This window comes from Nocardiopsis protaetiae, assembly GCF_045446735.1.
Classification (GTDB): Bacteria; Actinomycetota; Actinomycetes; order Streptosporangiales; family Streptosporangiaceae; genus Nocardiopsis; species Nocardiopsis protaetiae.
Window position 1 is genome coordinate 1 of record NZ_JBJJBV010000180.1, and the last position, 14,377, is coordinate 14,377.

General features: G+C 73.5%; 14 protein-coding genes and 1 pseudogene. 7 read left to right on the plus strand and 8 right to left on the minus strand.

Annotated features, from left to right (window positions below; all coding sequences use genetic code 11):
* Together ACJOT3_RS23810 and ACJOT3_RS23815 are read right to left on the minus strand one after the other, a co-directional pair.
* Nucleotides 1-669 (minus strand): hypothetical protein (locus ACJOT3_RS23810; protein ID WP_406975325.1); only part of this gene is annotated, 669 nt, incomplete at its 3' end.
* A 10-nt stretch (nucleotides 670-679) separates the two neighbouring features.
* Nucleotides 680-1,675: a hypothetical protein gene (locus ACJOT3_RS23815; RefSeq protein ID WP_406975326.1), complete on the minus strand. Its 996-nt coding sequence runs from the start codon at nucleotides 1,673-1,675 to the stop codon at nucleotides 680-682.
* A 672-nt stretch (nucleotides 1,676-2,347) separates the two neighbouring features.
* Here ACJOT3_RS23815 and ACJOT3_RS23820 point away from each other — a divergent pair.
* Together ACJOT3_RS23820 and ACJOT3_RS23825 are read left to right on the plus strand one after the other, a co-directional pair.
* The gene (locus tag ACJOT3_RS23820) at nucleotides 2,348-2,704 is read left to right on the plus strand and encodes an ArsR/SmtB family transcription factor (protein WP_406975327.1); all 357 of its coding nucleotides are present in this window, start codon (nucleotides 2,348-2,350) and stop codon (nucleotides 2,702-2,704) included.
* Nucleotides 2,701-3,186, plus strand: a complete 486-nt coding sequence (locus tag ACJOT3_RS23825) for an SRPBCC family protein (RefSeq protein ID WP_406975328.1) — start codon at nucleotides 2,701-2,703, stop codon at nucleotides 3,184-3,186. The genes ACJOT3_RS23820 and ACJOT3_RS23825 overlap by 4 nt, the downstream gene beginning before the upstream one ends.
* Nucleotides 3,187-3,235: 49 nt before the next feature.
* On the opposite strand, the gene ACJOT3_RS23830 is transcribed toward ACJOT3_RS23825, so the two are convergent.
* The gene (locus ACJOT3_RS23830) at nucleotides 3,236-3,577 is read right to left on the minus strand and encodes a winged helix-turn-helix transcriptional regulator (RefSeq protein WP_406975329.1); all 342 of its coding nucleotides are present in this window, start codon (nucleotides 3,575-3,577) and stop codon (nucleotides 3,236-3,238) included.
* Here ACJOT3_RS23830 and ACJOT3_RS23835 point away from each other — a divergent pair.
* Together ACJOT3_RS23835 and ACJOT3_RS23840 are read left to right on the plus strand one after the other, a co-directional pair.
* Nucleotides 3,570-3,986 (plus strand): NAD(P)-dependent oxidoreductase, encoded by a 417-nt coding sequence (locus tag ACJOT3_RS23835; protein ID WP_406975330.1) that lies wholly within the window; start codon nucleotides 3,570-3,572, stop codon nucleotides 3,984-3,986. The genes ACJOT3_RS23830 and ACJOT3_RS23835 overlap by 8 nt on opposite strands.
* A 14-nt stretch (nucleotides 3,987-4,000) precedes the next feature.
* Nucleotides 4,001-4,405: pseudogene (locus tag ACJOT3_RS23840) on the plus strand (nitroreductase/quinone reductase family protein); the annotation flags it as partial.
* 50 nt (nucleotides 4,406-4,455) lie between these two features.
* On the opposite strand, the gene ACJOT3_RS23845 reads toward ACJOT3_RS23840, so the two are convergent.
* The gene (locus tag ACJOT3_RS23845; protein WP_406975331.1) at nucleotides 4,456-5,070 is read right to left on the minus strand and encodes a TetR/AcrR family transcriptional regulator; all 615 of its coding nucleotides are present in this window, start codon (nucleotides 5,068-5,070) and stop codon (nucleotides 4,456-4,458) included.
* A gap of 95 nt (nucleotides 5,071-5,165) precedes the next feature.
* On the opposite strand from ACJOT3_RS23845, the gene ACJOT3_RS23850 reads away from it, so the two are divergent.
* Both ACJOT3_RS23850 and ACJOT3_RS23855 read left to right on the plus strand, forming a co-directional pair.
* Nucleotides 5,166-5,957 carry an SDR family NAD(P)-dependent oxidoreductase gene (locus ACJOT3_RS23850; RefSeq protein ID WP_406975332.1) on the plus strand — a complete coding sequence of 264 codons (792 nt, stop codon included), beginning with the start codon at nucleotides 5,166-5,168 and terminating at the stop codon, nucleotides 5,955-5,957.
* Nucleotides 5,954-6,289 (plus strand): DMT family transporter, encoded by a 336-nt coding sequence (locus ACJOT3_RS23855; RefSeq protein ID WP_406975333.1) that lies wholly within the window; start codon nucleotides 5,954-5,956, stop codon nucleotides 6,287-6,289. Before ACJOT3_RS23850 ends, ACJOT3_RS23855 begins: the two co-directional genes overlap by 4 nt.
* Before the next feature lie 18 nt (nucleotides 6,290-6,307).
* Here the strand turns inward: ACJOT3_RS23855 and ACJOT3_RS23860 are convergent, their stop codons facing one another.
* Nucleotides 6,308-6,637, minus strand: a complete 330-nt coding sequence (locus tag ACJOT3_RS23860; protein WP_406975334.1) for a hypothetical protein — start codon at nucleotides 6,635-6,637, stop codon at nucleotides 6,308-6,310.
* An 86-nt stretch (nucleotides 6,638-6,723) separates the two neighbouring features.
* On the opposite strand from ACJOT3_RS23860, the gene ACJOT3_RS23865 reads away from it, so the two are divergent.
* On the plus strand, nucleotides 6,724-7,368 hold the full coding sequence (locus ACJOT3_RS23865; protein ID WP_406975335.1) for a class I SAM-dependent methyltransferase: 645 nt from the start codon (nucleotides 6,724-6,726) through the stop codon (nucleotides 7,366-7,368).
* 22 nt (nucleotides 7,369-7,390) lie between these two features.
* Here the strand turns inward: ACJOT3_RS23865 and ACJOT3_RS23870 are convergent, their stop codons facing one another.
* The 3 genes from ACJOT3_RS23870 to ACJOT3_RS23880 form a co-directional block, all read right to left on the minus strand.
* A complete protein-coding gene (locus ACJOT3_RS23870; RefSeq protein ID WP_406975336.1) occupies nucleotides 7,391-10,747 on the minus strand; it encodes an ATP-dependent helicase in 3,357 nt (1,118 codons plus the stop codon).
* Nucleotides 10,740-13,880, minus strand: a complete 3,141-nt coding sequence (locus ACJOT3_RS23875; protein ID WP_406975337.1) for an ATP-dependent helicase — start codon at nucleotides 13,878-13,880, stop codon at nucleotides 10,740-10,742. Before ACJOT3_RS23875 ends, ACJOT3_RS23870 begins: the two co-directional genes overlap by 8 nt.
* An 86-nt stretch (nucleotides 13,881-13,966) precedes the next feature.
* On the minus strand, nucleotides 13,967-14,293 hold the full coding sequence (locus ACJOT3_RS23880) for an MGMT family protein (RefSeq protein ID WP_220564993.1): 327 nt from the start codon (nucleotides 14,291-14,293) through the stop codon (nucleotides 13,967-13,969).
* Nucleotides 14,294-14,377: the final 84 nt, after the last annotated feature.

Sequence of the window (14,377 nt, forward strand, 5' to 3'; positions counted from 1 at the left end):
GTTGTTCTCGCACTCCACGCCCTGGCCGATGAGGTCCCGGTGCGCGTCGGTCAGCCGGTCGTCGGTGAAGCGGACGACGACGGGCCCGTAGACCCGGGCGTCCTCGCCCCAAGCCTCCGCGGCCGCCGCGGCGTCCTCCCCCGCCTCGAACCGCAGATAGTCGGCCTGATCGGTCCGGTACGCCTGCACGCACGCGACCTCCCCGCCGCACAGATCGTCGGTGGCCTCCCGGGGATCGGTGGCGAGGTAGTCGGTGGTGACCTCCTCCGCGAACAGCCCGTCCAGGGAGCCGTCGGCGGCGAGGGAGTACTCCAGCCAGCCGGCGATCAGCTCCCTCTCCTCCGGGATGAGCTCCGCGTCCGTGAAGCGGACGACGACCGGGCCGTGGGTCCGGACCTCCTCGCCCAGGGCCGCCGCAGCCGCCGCGGCGTCCTCCTCCGCCTCGAACCGCAGATAGTCGGCCTGATCGGTCCGGTACGCCTGCACGCACGCGACCTCCCCGCCGCACAGGTCGTCGGTGGCCTCCCGGGGGTTCGCCACGAGGTACCAGGGCTCGGCGTCGCCCGAAAGGACCTCCGCCAGGTCCGCGTCCGGGCCGGTCGAACACGCCGTGGCCCCGAGGAACAGCACCGCGGCACAGACCAGCGCCCGCCGATGGAACTCACGCATCCCGTACTCCTCAAAGGTTGTTGGCAGTCGTCCAGTTGCAGCGGTGCCTGGCCACCCCGTACGTCCAGGAGCGTGTGCGCGTCGGCCGGAACTTCTCAAGGTTCCAGTCTCCGGCAATGTTGAAGAAGCCCCCTGCCACATGGCAGTCGTACTGCTGGCGCAGGCTCTTCTTCTCGGTAACCCTGCTTCTCTTGGCCTTGAGTTCATTCCATCCGGCAGTCAAAAAGATGGCCTGCCCCGTTCCGGGCGCGTGAATACCCTGCCCATAAACCGACTTCCTGGCATTGACCCTGAGCTGGCCGTTATAGGTATCGTAAGAGGTCCAGGAGAAGAGATCGATCCCCAGCCAAGGGTCCGCCACGATCGGATAATCGACATCGCGGGACGAGTGGTCGACCACCTGGGTCACCGATGCGCCGTCGATCTCATACCAGGTGGGAACATCCTTCCCCGAAGCATCCTTCGCCCAGGCCGGGGCGATGCTGCCGAGATACTCGTCCGACCCTCCGTAGAGGACCAGGACTCCCCCTTCGATCTCTTCGATCCGCTCCAGACCGACAGCGGAAATTTCATAACCGTACCTGACGGGAGACGCGGGACCATCGATAACGGTGGTGATCTGAACAGATCCATCGCTCTTCAACAAGGGGATCGTACGCGCATCGCTCCCATGGTCGAAGACGACGACTCCGTCCGCCGCCACCTCTGCGCCACCCTCCTCCGGCCCGGAGATCTCGATATCGACGGACAGGCCGCCGTAGCCACCGACCGTGATCGGCTCGTCGGCGTCCATGGGGACGGAACTCTCCCCTTCGGCCAAAGGAGCCACCACACGGTCCGACTCGACCAGGAGGTGCTGATGAAGGTCTTCGGTCACTTCGGGAGCGACGGATTCCAGGACGGCCCAGTCACCGACCTGCGAGGGCAAGGACTCGGCGGCGGCTTCGGCATGAAGAGAAGACGCCACCATAAGAGAAGAAAGAACAACGCCAGACACACTGAGCACACGTCTATTCAAGGTCAAACCTTTTTTGGGGGAAGCAAACATCCAACAACCTATACTCACCACCCCAAGATCAAATCATGAGAAATAATAAGGAATTTTCATATGAAAAAGATGCATGCACAGATCCCCACATCAAAGAACTAAAGGCATTTTCGGGAGCCCTCCCATGACACGTTGGCCGAATGTGGCCATGCGATCAAATTCGCCAAAAAGGGCGGCGTCCGGCCTCGACCAAAGACGTGAAACGACAAGATAATCTTGCAGGATATGCAAAAATTCGTTTCCCGACCCATCTCGGTTCACCGATGGAGGTCGGCAGCGATCGGTTAGGCAACTCATCCGCGATGTCCCCGAACCGCACGGCCTCCGATTCGGTTTCGGCGGGACCGCCCTCATCGCGCAGGGCCGATGGTCACGACCACACAGCTGGCCCGCAGTCCGAGTCGACGGCGATCACCACCCCTCGACCAACAGCCCGGGACCGGAAGAGCAATAGCACCAGCCTCGCCGTCTTGTCCGTGCACGCCCGCACCGGGAACCTCGGCATGCTCACAGCGCACCGCCCCAGGAAGCGAGCTCGGAAGGAAGCGCGAACACGGCCGCGTACATGTCCGGGAAACCCCCGGGTGGGGCCCTTCACTTCGTCGGCGGGGCGGGTTAACGTACAACCAAATGGTTGTAGATGAAGAGGCCACCGACCGGCTGTTCCACGCTCTGGCCGACGCCACCCGACGCGACATCCTGCGGCGCTCCGTCGAAGGGGAGCTGTCCGTGTCCCGGCTGGCAGAGCTGTACCCGATGAGCTTCGCCGCAGTTCAGAAGCATGTCGCGGTGCTGGAACGGGCAGGACTGGTGACCAAGACACGGCAGGGGCGGGAGCAGCGCGTGCGCACCGAGCCCGACGCCGTCGCGCGGGCCAGGCAGGCCCTCGACCACCTGGAGTCGCTCTGGCGCGGCCGGGTCGATCGGATGGCCGACCTCCTCGCGGCGGACCCCGGAACACCCCGAGGCAAAGGAACGGAACGATGAGCGTCACCGGCGTCGACAAGGACTTCGAGAACCTCACCCTCACCCTGACCGCCGAGTTCAACGCCCCGGTGGAGCGGGTCTGGCGGCTGTGGGCCGACCCGCGCCGGCTGGAGCGGTGGTGGGGGCCGCCGACCTACCCGGCCACCGTCGAGGAGCACGAGCTGGCCCCCGGCGGCCGGATCACGTACTACATGACCGGCCCCGAGGGCGAGAAGCACCGGGCCTGGATGAGGGTCACCTCCGTGGACGCGCCGAACTCGCTGGAGTACGAGGACGGCTTCTCCGACGCGAACGGCGACCCGGTCACCGACATCCCGTCGATGGACGGCCGCGTCGAGATCTCCGCGAACGGCGACGGGTCCCGCATGGTGATCCGCTCCACGTTCCGGTCCGCCGAGCACATGGAGCAGATGCTCCAGATGGGCATGGACCAGGGCATGGAGGGCGCGATGGGGCAGATCGACGCCCTGCTCGCCGCCTGAACGCCGACACGGAGCGGCCCCCAGCACGGCGCCGGGGGCCGCCGCGCGTTCAGCGGCCCGAACCCGCCTCGTGGGCGTCCACCGGCTCGTCCCAGTGCTCGCTCGTCCACTCGCACACCGGCGCCATCGCGTCGAGCATCCCCCGGCCCAGGCCGGTGAGGGTGTACTCGACGCCGCGTTCGGATCCGGTCGCCGCACGGGTGACGAACCCGTCGCGCTCCAGCGCGCGCAGCGTCTGCGTGAGGACCTTGGCGGTGGTCCGGATCGGGACGCGCAGCTCGTGGAAGCGGCGCGGCTCGTCCTCCAGGCAGCGCAGGACCAGGGCCGCCCACTTGCTCCCCGACACCCGGACGGGGGTGAGGGCCGACGGGCACGGTGCGGTGGTGAGCACCGTGTACGACCACGGGACCGACCCGGCGGAGTTCTTCCCCGCCAACGCCCGCGCCCTGGTCGAAGGCGCCTCCGGGGTCGGCCGCCTCGTCCACGTGGGGCTGGCGTCGCTGCTGCCGACGTCAGCGGGCACCCCCCTGATGGACGAGCCGGGCTACCCGGACCACCGGGCGTTCTTCACGGCGCACGCCGCCGCCCCGGAGGTCCTGGCCCGGAGCCCGGCGGACCGGGTGACGCTGAGCCCGTCGGGGGACTTCGACCGGGGGTCGGCGCCGACCGGCCGGTACCGGGTCGCCCCGGGGGCCGCCGACGGCTCGATCACCGCGGAGGACTTCGCCGCGGCGGTGCTGGACGAGATCGAAACGCCGCGGCACCACCGCGTCCACGTCGGCGTGGAGGGGGTCCGATGACACCGGAGACCCAGATGACTCCGGAGACCCCGGTCGACAGCGCGGACCCGTGGGTGGCCGAGCACATCCGGCGCTTCCCGGAGACCGGCGGGCACCCCCGCCCGGGGGTGGACGACCTGCTCCTGACGACCCGGGGACGCAGGTCGGGGCGGCCGCGCCGCACCGTGCCGGTGTACGTGCGCGACGGCGCGGACCTGGTGGTGACGGCCTCCAACCGGGGTGCGGACGCCCACCCGGCCTGGTACCTCGACCTGGTGGCGGACCCGCTGGTGCGCGTCCGGGTCGGCACGGAGGAGTTCGCCGCCCGGGCGCGGGAGGCGGACCCGCGGGACCGGGACCGGCTGTGGGAGCGCATGGTGGCGGCGATGCCCGCCTACCGCGCCTACGAGGAGGCGACCGAGCGCGTCATCCCCGTGGTCGTCCTCACCCCGAGGGGTGAGGGTCGAACGACCAGGGACAGGCGAGGGGGTCAGGCGAGGAGGCGGTCGACCACCGCGTGCACGCCGGCGCGGACGCGGTCCGCGGACATGCCGCGGGTGCGGCGCTGGTGCACGTACAGGGCCGCCTCCAGCGGGCCGAGCAGCGCGTCGGCCAGGTAGGCGGCGTCGGCGTCGGGCCGCAGCTCGGCCACCAGGGCCACCAGGTGGGCGTGGTGGGCGGCGTAGGCGCCGCTCTCGTACCTGGCTTGGGTCGAGGCGGTCTCGGCGACGGCGAGGAGTTCGGCCTGGTCCTCCAGCCGGTCGACGAACGCGTCCACGAACGCGTGCAGGCGCTCCAGCGGCGGCGCCCCGGGGCCCAGCGGCGGCGGGCCCTGGAGGAACCCCCGCTGGAACTCGTACTCGTGGGCGTCGACCATGGCGTGGGTGAGCCCGGCCAGGTCACCGAACCGGCGGTAGACGGTGCCCACCCCGGTCCCGGCGCGGGCGGCGACGGCCTCCAGGGTGAGGCCGCCGGTGCCCTGTTCGGCGAGGATCTCGCGGGCGGCGGCCAGCAGGAGCCTGCGGTTGCGCGCGGCGTCGGCGCGTTCGGGGCGGGCCTGCCCGGCCATGGGCAGCGGCGGGCGGCGAGGGGCGCGACCGCTCACGTGACCGTCCTCCCTGGGGCTGCGGATGCGCGGCGAGTATAGCGGCCCCCACCTGCGCCGCTTGAAAACGGAATTAATTCCACTTAGTGTCGTGCATGCCGGAACACCCCTCCACGAACCGGGAGCCGTCCATGGCCCGCAACGACCACCGCCCCCTCCACGGGCGCACCGCACTCGTCACCGGCGGCAGCCGGGGCATCGGCGCCGCGATCGTCCGCCGCCTCGCCGCGGACGGGGCCGACGTCGCCCTCACCCACCTGCGCTCCGAAGAGCGGGCCCGCGCCGTCGTCCGGGAGGCCGAGGCGCTGGGTGTGCGGGCGCTCGCCGTCCGCGCGGACTCGGCCGACCCCGAGGCGCTGCGCTCGGCCGTCGGCCTCGTCCACGAACGGCTCGGCGGGCCGCACATCCTGGTCAACAACGCGGGGGTGGCGCCGTTCGGGCCGTTCGAGGGGTTCACCGTCGCCGACTTCGACCGGGCGATCGCCGTCCACGCCCGCGCCGCGTTCGTCGCCGCCCAGGCCGCCGTCCCGCACATGGGCCCCGGCGGCCGGATCATCGGGATCGGCACCAACCTGAGCGAACGCGCGCCCCTGCCGGAGGCCGTGCTGTACTCCACCGGCAAGTCCGCCCTGCTGGGGTTCACCCGCTCCCTGGCCCGCGAGCTCGGCCCGCGGGGCATCACGGTGAACCTCGTCCACCCGGGGTCGACCGACACCGACATGAACCCGGCCGACGGGCCCGGCGCCGACGCCGAACGCGCGCTCACCGCCCTGGGCCGCTACTGCTCCCCGGAGGACGTCGCCGCCTCGGTGGCCCACCTGGCCGGGCCCGGCGGGCGCGGCATCACCGGAACGTCGATCCTGGTGGACGCGGGAGCGAACGCGTGAACGGCCCGCTCGCCTGGGCCCTGCTCGCCACGGCCGCCGCCCTGGAGGTCGTGTGGGCGCTCGCCATGAAGGAATCCCAGGGCTTCACCCGCCTGTGGCCCAGCGTCCTGACCGTCGCCGCGGCCGCCGTGAGCTTCGGCCTGCTGTCGCTGGCCCTGCGCGAACTGCCGGTCGGCACCGCCTACGCCGCCTGGGTCGGCCTGGGCGCGACCGGCGTGGTCCTCGCCGGCATCACCCTCCTGGGCGAGAGCGCGAGCCCGCTGCGCATCGGCTGCGTGCTGCTCATCCTGGGCGGTGTGGTCGGCCTCCACCTCCTGGAGTCCCACCCCTGACCCCCCCGCCGCCGGTCGTCACCCGGCGTCCCCGGGCATCCGGTCCAGGTCGTCGTGGGTCGGCGCCGCCGACGGCTCCACCGACAGGGCGCCCGGGGCGAGGCGGGCCCAGGGGTCCGGCGGGCCGGAGGCGAAGAAGAGCAGCAGGGCGAGGATCCGGCTCAGGGGCGGCGCCGTCCAGTGGCGCCGCCCCGGCACGGGGTCGGGCCGCATCAGGCGGCCGAGCGCCCAGGTGAGGTGGTGCCACAGCACCCGGGCCGCCAGGTCCGGGGCGATGTCCCCGTGGACCAGGACGGGAGCCGCCGCCGCGGGCACCCGCGGGACGAGGTCGGAGCACCAGGCGCGCAACAGGTCGGCCGTGCCGGCGTCGATATCGCCGCCGACCCTCGCACGCGGACGCGGTTCCCGCCGCCGGTTTCCTATGCTTGGCCGCCATGAGCACCCCCGACTACCTCCGAGCCGTCCGAGAGTCCTACGACACGGTCGCCGCCGACTACGCGGCGGCGGTCAGATCCCCCGCCGAACTGGACCCGGTCTCCCGCGCGATGCTGGGCGCGTTCGCCGAACTCGCGCGCACCGCGCCCGGCCCCGTCGCCGACCTGGGGTGCGGGCCGGGGAAGGTGGCGGCGCACCTGGCCGCGGCCGGGGTGCCGGTGTTCGGCGTGGACCTGTCGCCGGGCATGGTGGCCCAGGCGCGCGGGGCCCACCCGGACCTGGGCTTCGCCGTGGGCTCGATGACCGCGCTGCCGCTGGGGGACGGCGTGCTCGGCGGCATCCTGGCGTACTACGCGGTGCACCACACCCCGCCGGAGGTGCTGCCGCGGGTCTTCGCGGAGTTCCGCCGCACGCTCGCCCCGGGCGGCCACGTGATGGTCGCCGGGTACGTCGGCGACGGCGAGACCGTCCCCCCTGCCCGGGTCTACGGCGGGCACGAGGTGTCGTACAAGCTCCACCTGCTGCCGCCGGAGCGGATCGCCGCCCTGATGGCGGCGGCCGGACTCACCGTCACCGCCCGGATGGTCCAGGAGCCCCCTCCCGGCGGCAGGCGGCGCTCCGCCACCCTCCTCGCCCGGGGCTGACCCCGGTCAGGGCTCCGGCCGGTCAGGGCTCCGGGACGGAGGCGATGAGGTCGGCCAGGCCGTCGGCGTCCAGCAGGTCCGTGGGCCGGACCGTCTCGTTGGCGCGGACGTAGTGGAAGGCCGCCCGGACCTCCTCCAGCGGCACGCCCTGGAGGTCCGCCCAGGCCAGGCGGTAGGCCGCCAGCTGGACGCCGACGGCGCGGCGCTCCGCCGCGTTCTGCGGCGGGCGCCCGGTCTTCCAGTCCACGACGTCGTAGCCCTTCTCCGGGTCGTGGAACACGGCGTCCATCCGCCCGCGGATGAGCCGGTCGCCGATCACCGTCTCGAACGGCACCTCGACCTCGACCGGGATCCGCCCGCCCCACTCGCTCTCCTCGAAGAGCGTCTGGAGCTCGGCCAGGTCGTCGTCCTCGGCGGCGGTCTCGTCGGCCGCGCCCGGCAGCTCGTCCAGCAGGGTGGCGGTGCCCAGCCCGAAGCGGCGTTCCAGCCAGGTGTGGAACGCGGTCCCCCGCCGGATCTGGCGGGCCAGCCCCGACGGGTCGCGGGCCAGCCACACCATGGAGGACACCGACAGGTGGTCGGGCAGCTCCACCAGGACCGTGCCGTCCTCGGCCCGGTCGGCCTCGCGGGCGCGGTGCGCCAGCAGCAGCCCCGTGTCGCGCTCCCACCCCTGGAGGCGGCGGCCGAGCTTCTCGTAGCGCGCCGGGTCCGGCGGCACCGCCCGGCCCTCGCGCAGCGCCTCGCGGGCCCGCTCCACCAGGGCCGCGCCCGCCTCGATCTCGGTCCGCCGGGTGGCCGCCCCGTCCACCTGGGCGAGCGTGTCGGGGGTGGACTCGCTGTCGCTCTGCGGGTCCCCGTGGAGGGGCGGCCACACGGCCTCGCCCTCCTCATCGTCGTGCGGGTTGGTCTCGTCGAGCTCGGGCGGGTCGGCCCAGTCGATGACGCGCCCCGCCGCCCCCTGTTCGCAGGCCTCGCGGATCTCCTCCAGGAACACCGAGGGCCCGCGCGGTGTGGTTCCGGTGCGCCCCCACCAGTGCCCCGTGCACACGAGGCGGAAGGACGCCCGGGTGACCGCCACGTAGGCCAGCCGCCGCTCCTCCATGAGGTGGCGGGCCGCCTCGGCCTCCTTGAACGCGGTGATGCCCTGCTTGTCCACGCCGCCCAGCTCGGGCAGGCTCGCCCGGTCGCCGCGCAGCGGGTACGGCAGCAGGTGGTCGGCCTTGACCCAGGCCAGCGCGTTGCGCGGCGAGGCCGGGAAGACCGGGTTGCGCCCGCCGCTGATGCCCGGCACGAACACCACCGGCCACTGGAGCCCCTTGGCCCCGTGCATGGTCATGAGCTTGACGCTGTCCGACCCGCCGACCCGCTCCCCCGGGGCCAGCCCGCTCTCGTTCTCCTCGGCGGCGCGCAGGTAGCTCAGGAAGCTGCCCAGCGACGGGTCCTCGCTGTTGCCGACGAACCGGACGGCGTGGTCCACAAAGGCGTCCAGGTCGGCGCGGGCCGACAGCGGGTCGCGCCCGCTGCGGGCGGCCACCTCGATGTCCAGGCCGAGCACGCGTTCGACCTCGGTGATGAGGTCCGGCAGCGGCTGCCCCACGAGTTTGCGCAGGCCGCGCAGCTCCTCGGACAGGCGCAGCAGGCGGGCGTACCCGGTCTCGGAGTAGTTCTCCGCCTCCCCCGGGTCGTCGACCGCGTCCACCAGGCTGCCGCTCTCGGCGGTGAGGTCCAGGACGGTGCGGCGCAGCACGTCGTCGCCCGGGTCGGCGGGCCCCTCCTGGGTGAGGTCGCGGCGGGAGTGGCGGGCCAGCTCGGTGGCGCGCGCCCCCAGGGCGGCCAGGTCGCGGGGGCCGAACCGCCAGCGCGGCCCGGTGAGCAGGCGGGCGAGTTCGTTGCCCGCGGCGGCGTCGTGCACCACCCGCAGGGTGGCGATGATGTCGCGCACCTCGGGGACGAGCATGAGCCCGCCCAGGCCCACCACCTCGACGGGGACGCCGCGCGCCTCCAGCTCCTCGCGCAGCGCCGGGAACTGGGCGCGGCGGCGGCACAGCACGGCGATGTCGCCCGGGGACACGCCCCCGTCCTGGCCGCTCCCGGACTCCCCCGGCGGCCAGGGCATCCCGTCCGGGGCGGTCTCCGGGTCGCGGCGCACCCCCTTGACCAGGTCTGCGATGCGCGCCGCGATCCAGGCCGCCTCCTCGGACTCGGTGCGGAACAGGGCGACGTCGGCCCGCCCGCGCCCGCGTCGGGCCGGTCCCGGGTACAGCACCGGCACCTCGGCGGCCTCGGCGCGCAGCTCCTCGGAGATCCACCCGGCCACGCCCAGGATGCGCTCGCCGTTGCGGAAGCTGGTGGACAGCTTGCGCACGGCCGCGGGCCGCCCCGGGGCGATCGGGAAGTCGGTGGGGAACCGGGTGAGGTTGGCGGCGATCGCCCCCCGCCACCCGTAGATGGACTGGCAGGGGTCACCGACCGCGGTCACCGCGTGCCCGTCCCCGAACAGCGAGCGCAGCAGCACCAGCTGGGCGTGGCTGGTGTCCTGGTACTCGTCCAGCAGCACGACCCGGAACCGGCTGCGCTCCACCAGCCCCACCTCGGGGTGGTTCTCTGCGATACGCGCGGCCAGCGCCATCTGGTCACCGAAGTCCATGGCCTCGCGGCCGTGCTTGGCGTGGTCGTAGCGCTCCACCAGGGGCAGCAGCTGCTCCCGGCGGCGCTGGGTGGTGACCAGGTCGCGGGTCTCGGCGGTGGGCTTCTTGGGCAGGGCGTCCACCTGGGCCTGGATCCACCGGCCGATGCCGCGCACCCGCTCGACGGTGGTGAGGTGGTCCGCGATCTCCCCGGACAGGTGCAGCACGCGTTCGATGACGGTGTCGGCGCCCACGGTGACCAGGTCCATGGGCCCGTCGTACTCACCGACGACCCGGGCGGCGAGCTGCCAGGACTGGCCCTCGCTGAGCAGCCGGGCGGTGGGCTCGACGGCCTCGCGCAGGGCGTGGTCGGCGACGATGCGCCCGGCGTAGGCGTTGTAGGTGGACACGGTGGGCTCGCCGTCCAGCACCCCCTCACCGATGACGTCGTCGCCGAGCTTGTCGCGCACCTGGTCCAGGCGTTTGCGCACGCGTTCTGCGAGCTCGGCGGTGGCCTTGCGGGTGAAGGTCAGGCCGAGGACCTGCTCGGGCCGCACGTACCCGTTGGCGACCAGCCACACCACGCGGGAGGCCATGGTCTCGCTCTTGCCCGAACCCGCGCCGGCGATGACCACGGCGGGTTCGAGGGGGGCGGAGATCACCTCGGACTGCTCGGCGGTGGGTTCGGGCTGCCCGAGCACGCGGGCGAGTTCTGCGGGGGTGAACCGGGGGCGGGGGTGGGCTTCAGACATGTCTGCCCTCGTCTTGGACCGGGCAGCAGGCGCGCACGGCGCACGACCTGCATCCCTTGTTGCGGGTGGCGGTGAACCGGGAGCCGCCCATACCGACGGCGACCTCGGTGACGAGGTCCTGCGCCCAGCGGGGGTCGGGGTCCTCGCCCAGGGGGCGCTGGACCTGTTCGCGGGCGTTCTTGAGCTTCTCCCCGACCTGGACGAGCATCGCCCCGCCCGGCCGGGCCAGGCCGAGTTCGGCGAAGGCGCCCTTGAGCACGGCCATCTGGTAGACGCCGAGCTGGGGGTGGCGGTCCAGGTCCTCGGCCTTGTTCTGGCCGGTCTTGATGTCGACGACGACGGCGCGGCCCTGGTCGTCGCGTTCGAGCCGGTCGACCCGGCCGGTGATCTCGATGCCGCCGACGTCGACCTTGAACCCCTCCTCGGTGACGACGAGCTCGCGGTCGTTGGCGGCGTCCCAGGTGAGGAGCTTGCGGACCATGGTGTCGGCGCGTTCGCGCTGCTTGTCGGACTGCCAGGGGCCGCCGAAGTCGAGGTCGGCCCAGATCTCGTCCATCCGCCGGGAGATGTCCTGCGGCGAGGTCCCCTGGGCGACCAGGACGGCGACGGCGTGCACGACGGTGCCCAGCGCGGACGCCGAGTCGCCGGAGGAGGCCCCGGCGGCGCGCTCCAGCAGCCAGCGCAGCTGGCAGTTGGTGAAGCTCTCCACCTGGGAGGGCGACACCCGGATGGTGTCGTCCTCCCCGGCCAGCGGCCGGTCGTCGGTGAACGGGGTGAGGGCGTACCACTCGGCGGGGTCGGCCCCGCGCACCCCCTCCTCGGCCAGGCGGGCCAGGTGGACGGCGGCGGCGTCGCGCAGCGCCCCGGGCGCGCCCTGGTCGGTGACCACCGAGCGCAGGTCGGCGACCAGGGACGGCAGGGACAGCCAGCGCACTCCGGTGCCGACGGGTTCGGGGTCGCCCAGGCCCATCTCGTTGAGGAACCGGGAGGGCCGCTGCTCGGCGTCGTCGCCGCCCACGGCGGTGACCACGAGGGTGTGCCGGGCGCGGGTGAGCGCCACGTAGAACAGGCGGCGCTCCTCGGCGAGCAGTTTGGAGGCCAGGGCGGCGCCGGAGGTGTCGGCGCCGTGCACCTCGGCGTCCACCAGCTCCTCCACGCCCAGCAGGGAGCCGCGCAGGCGCAGGTCGGGCCAGTCGCCCTCCTGTACCCCGGCGACCACCACCAGCCCCCACTCCAGTCCCTTGGAGCGGTGGGCGGTGAGGATGCGCACGGACTCGCCCTCGGGGGCGCGCTCGGCGAGGCTGTCGCCGGGGATCTCCTGGGCGGCCAGGTCCGCGAGGAACCCCTCGGGGGTGCCGGGGGGCAGCCGGTCGCAGTAGCGGGCGGCGCTCTCGAACAGGGCGACCACCGCGTCGAGGTCGCGGTCGGCGGCGGCTCCGCGGCGGCCCCCGGCGAGGCTGGCGCGCAGCAGCCGGTCGGCCAGGCCGCTGTCGCGCCACAGCCGCCACAGCACCTGTTCGGCGTCGGCGCCGCGGGCGTCGAGTTCGCGGACGGTGGCCAGGGCGGTGGCGATGCGCAGGGCGGGGGCGGCCACCTCGGGTTCGACCAGGGTGAGGTCGGCGGGCTCGCGCAGGACGTCCACCAGCAGCTGGGCGGCGGGCCGGTAGGTGCCGTCGCCCTCGCCGGCGGCGCGTTCTGCGGCGGCCCGGTCCAGGTCCAGGCGGCGCAGGGCGCGGGTGAGGCGGCGCAGGCCGATGGCGTCGGCGTCACCGAAGGGGCCGGTGAGCAGGTCGCGGGCGGCCTCGTCGTCGAGTTCGTCCGGGTGCAGCCCGAACCGGATGAGGGCCAGCAGCGGCCGCACGATGGGTTCGGCCGCCACCGGCAGCTCGTCGGCGCCGACGGCGACCGGCACGGAGGCGGCGACCAGGGCGCGGCGCAGCACCGGCAGCTGGCGGGTGGCCGAGCGCACCAGGATGGCCATGTCCGACCAGGGGACGCCGTCCACCAGGTGGGCGCGGCGCAGGGTGTCTGCGATGACCGCGGCCTCCTGGGTGGGGCTCTCGGCCATGAGCAGCCGCACGTTCCCCGAGGGCACCCCGTCGGCGGGGACCAGGGCGCGGTGCTCGTTGACGTGGCCGGGCGCGGAGGCGACGGCGGGCAGGCGGCGGGTGACCGCCCGGGAGGCGGCCAGCAGGTCGGTCCCGCTGCGGCGGCTGGTGCGCAGGGCCACCACGGGGGCGGGGGTGCGGCGGACCGTGGGGAACCGGTCGGGGAACTCCAGGATGCCGCGCACCTCGGCGCCGCGGAACCCGTAGATGGACTGGTCGGGGTCGCCGACGGCGATGAGGTCGCGGCCGTCTCCGGCCAGGGCCTGGAGGAGTTCCTCCTGGGCGGGGTCGGTGTCCTGGTACTCGTCGACGAACACGACCTCGTGGGCGGTGCGCTCGCGTTCCTGCACCTGCGGGTCGGAGAGCAGGCCGGCGGCGATCCGGACCAGTTCGGCGTAGTTGAGGGTGGGCACGGGCGCGATGTCGAACCGGCCGTTCATGCGGGCCAGGAACCCGGCGGCGGCCTCCCAGTCGTCGCGGCCGCGCTCGCGGCCCAGCCGGGCCAGGGCGTCGGGGCCCAGGCCGCGCTCCTCGGCGCGCATGAGGAAGTCGCGCAGCTCCTCGGCGAACCCGCGGGTCTCCAGGGCCGGGCGCAGCCGCTCGGGCCAGGTGGTGCCGCCGTCCCCGGCCTCCCAGCGCAGGAGTTCGCGCATCTCCATGAGCTGCTCGGGTCCGGACAGCAGCCGGGGCGGCCGGTCGCCCATGCGCTGGAACTCGCGGCGGATGAGGGCGTAGGCGTAGCCGTGGAAGGTCATGGCCAGGGGCTCGCGGGTGGTGCGGCGCAGCCGTCCGGTGATGCGTTCGCGCAGCTCCTGGGCGGCCTTGCGGCCGAAGGTGAGGACCAGGACGCGGGAGGGGTCCACACCCCGGTTGTCGATGCGGTCGACGACGGCCTCGACGATGGTGGTGGTCTTGCCGGTGCCGGGACCGGCGAGCACCAGGAGGGGGCCGCCCCCGTGGTCGACGACCCTGCGTTGGTTCTCGTCCAGCACCGGCGGCGGCTGCACCCGGTGGGGGCGCCGCACGAGACGGTACGGGGATGTGTTCACCCCACCAGTTCACCAGAGGGTGCCGACCGTCCCGGACGGCACGGCGACCTCCCGGGGTGCCCTCAGCCTCCGCTTTCCCCGTCCCATCGGGCCTTGCGCATGTCCACACGGTCGCTTCCGGGCCGCAGCGGGGTGGCCTCGGCGGCGTAGTGCGACAAGGCTCTCACCTCGTGCCCGGAGGCGGGGCTGCCGTCGGCGCGGACCACCCGCCACCAGGGCACGCCGCCGCCCCAGGTGGACATGACCGAGCCGACCTGGCGGGGGCCGCCCCGGCCCACGTACTCGGCGATGTCGCCGTAGGACATGACCCGTCCCGGCGGGATCCGCTCGACCACGGCCAGGACCTCGTCGGCGTACTCGTCGGGCCCGCCGTCCTCATCGGTGAACACGGCCACACCCTAGCGGGGGCCACCGACGGACGCGACGCCGGGAACACCGCGACGCCGGGAACACGGGGCCGGGAACACGGGGGG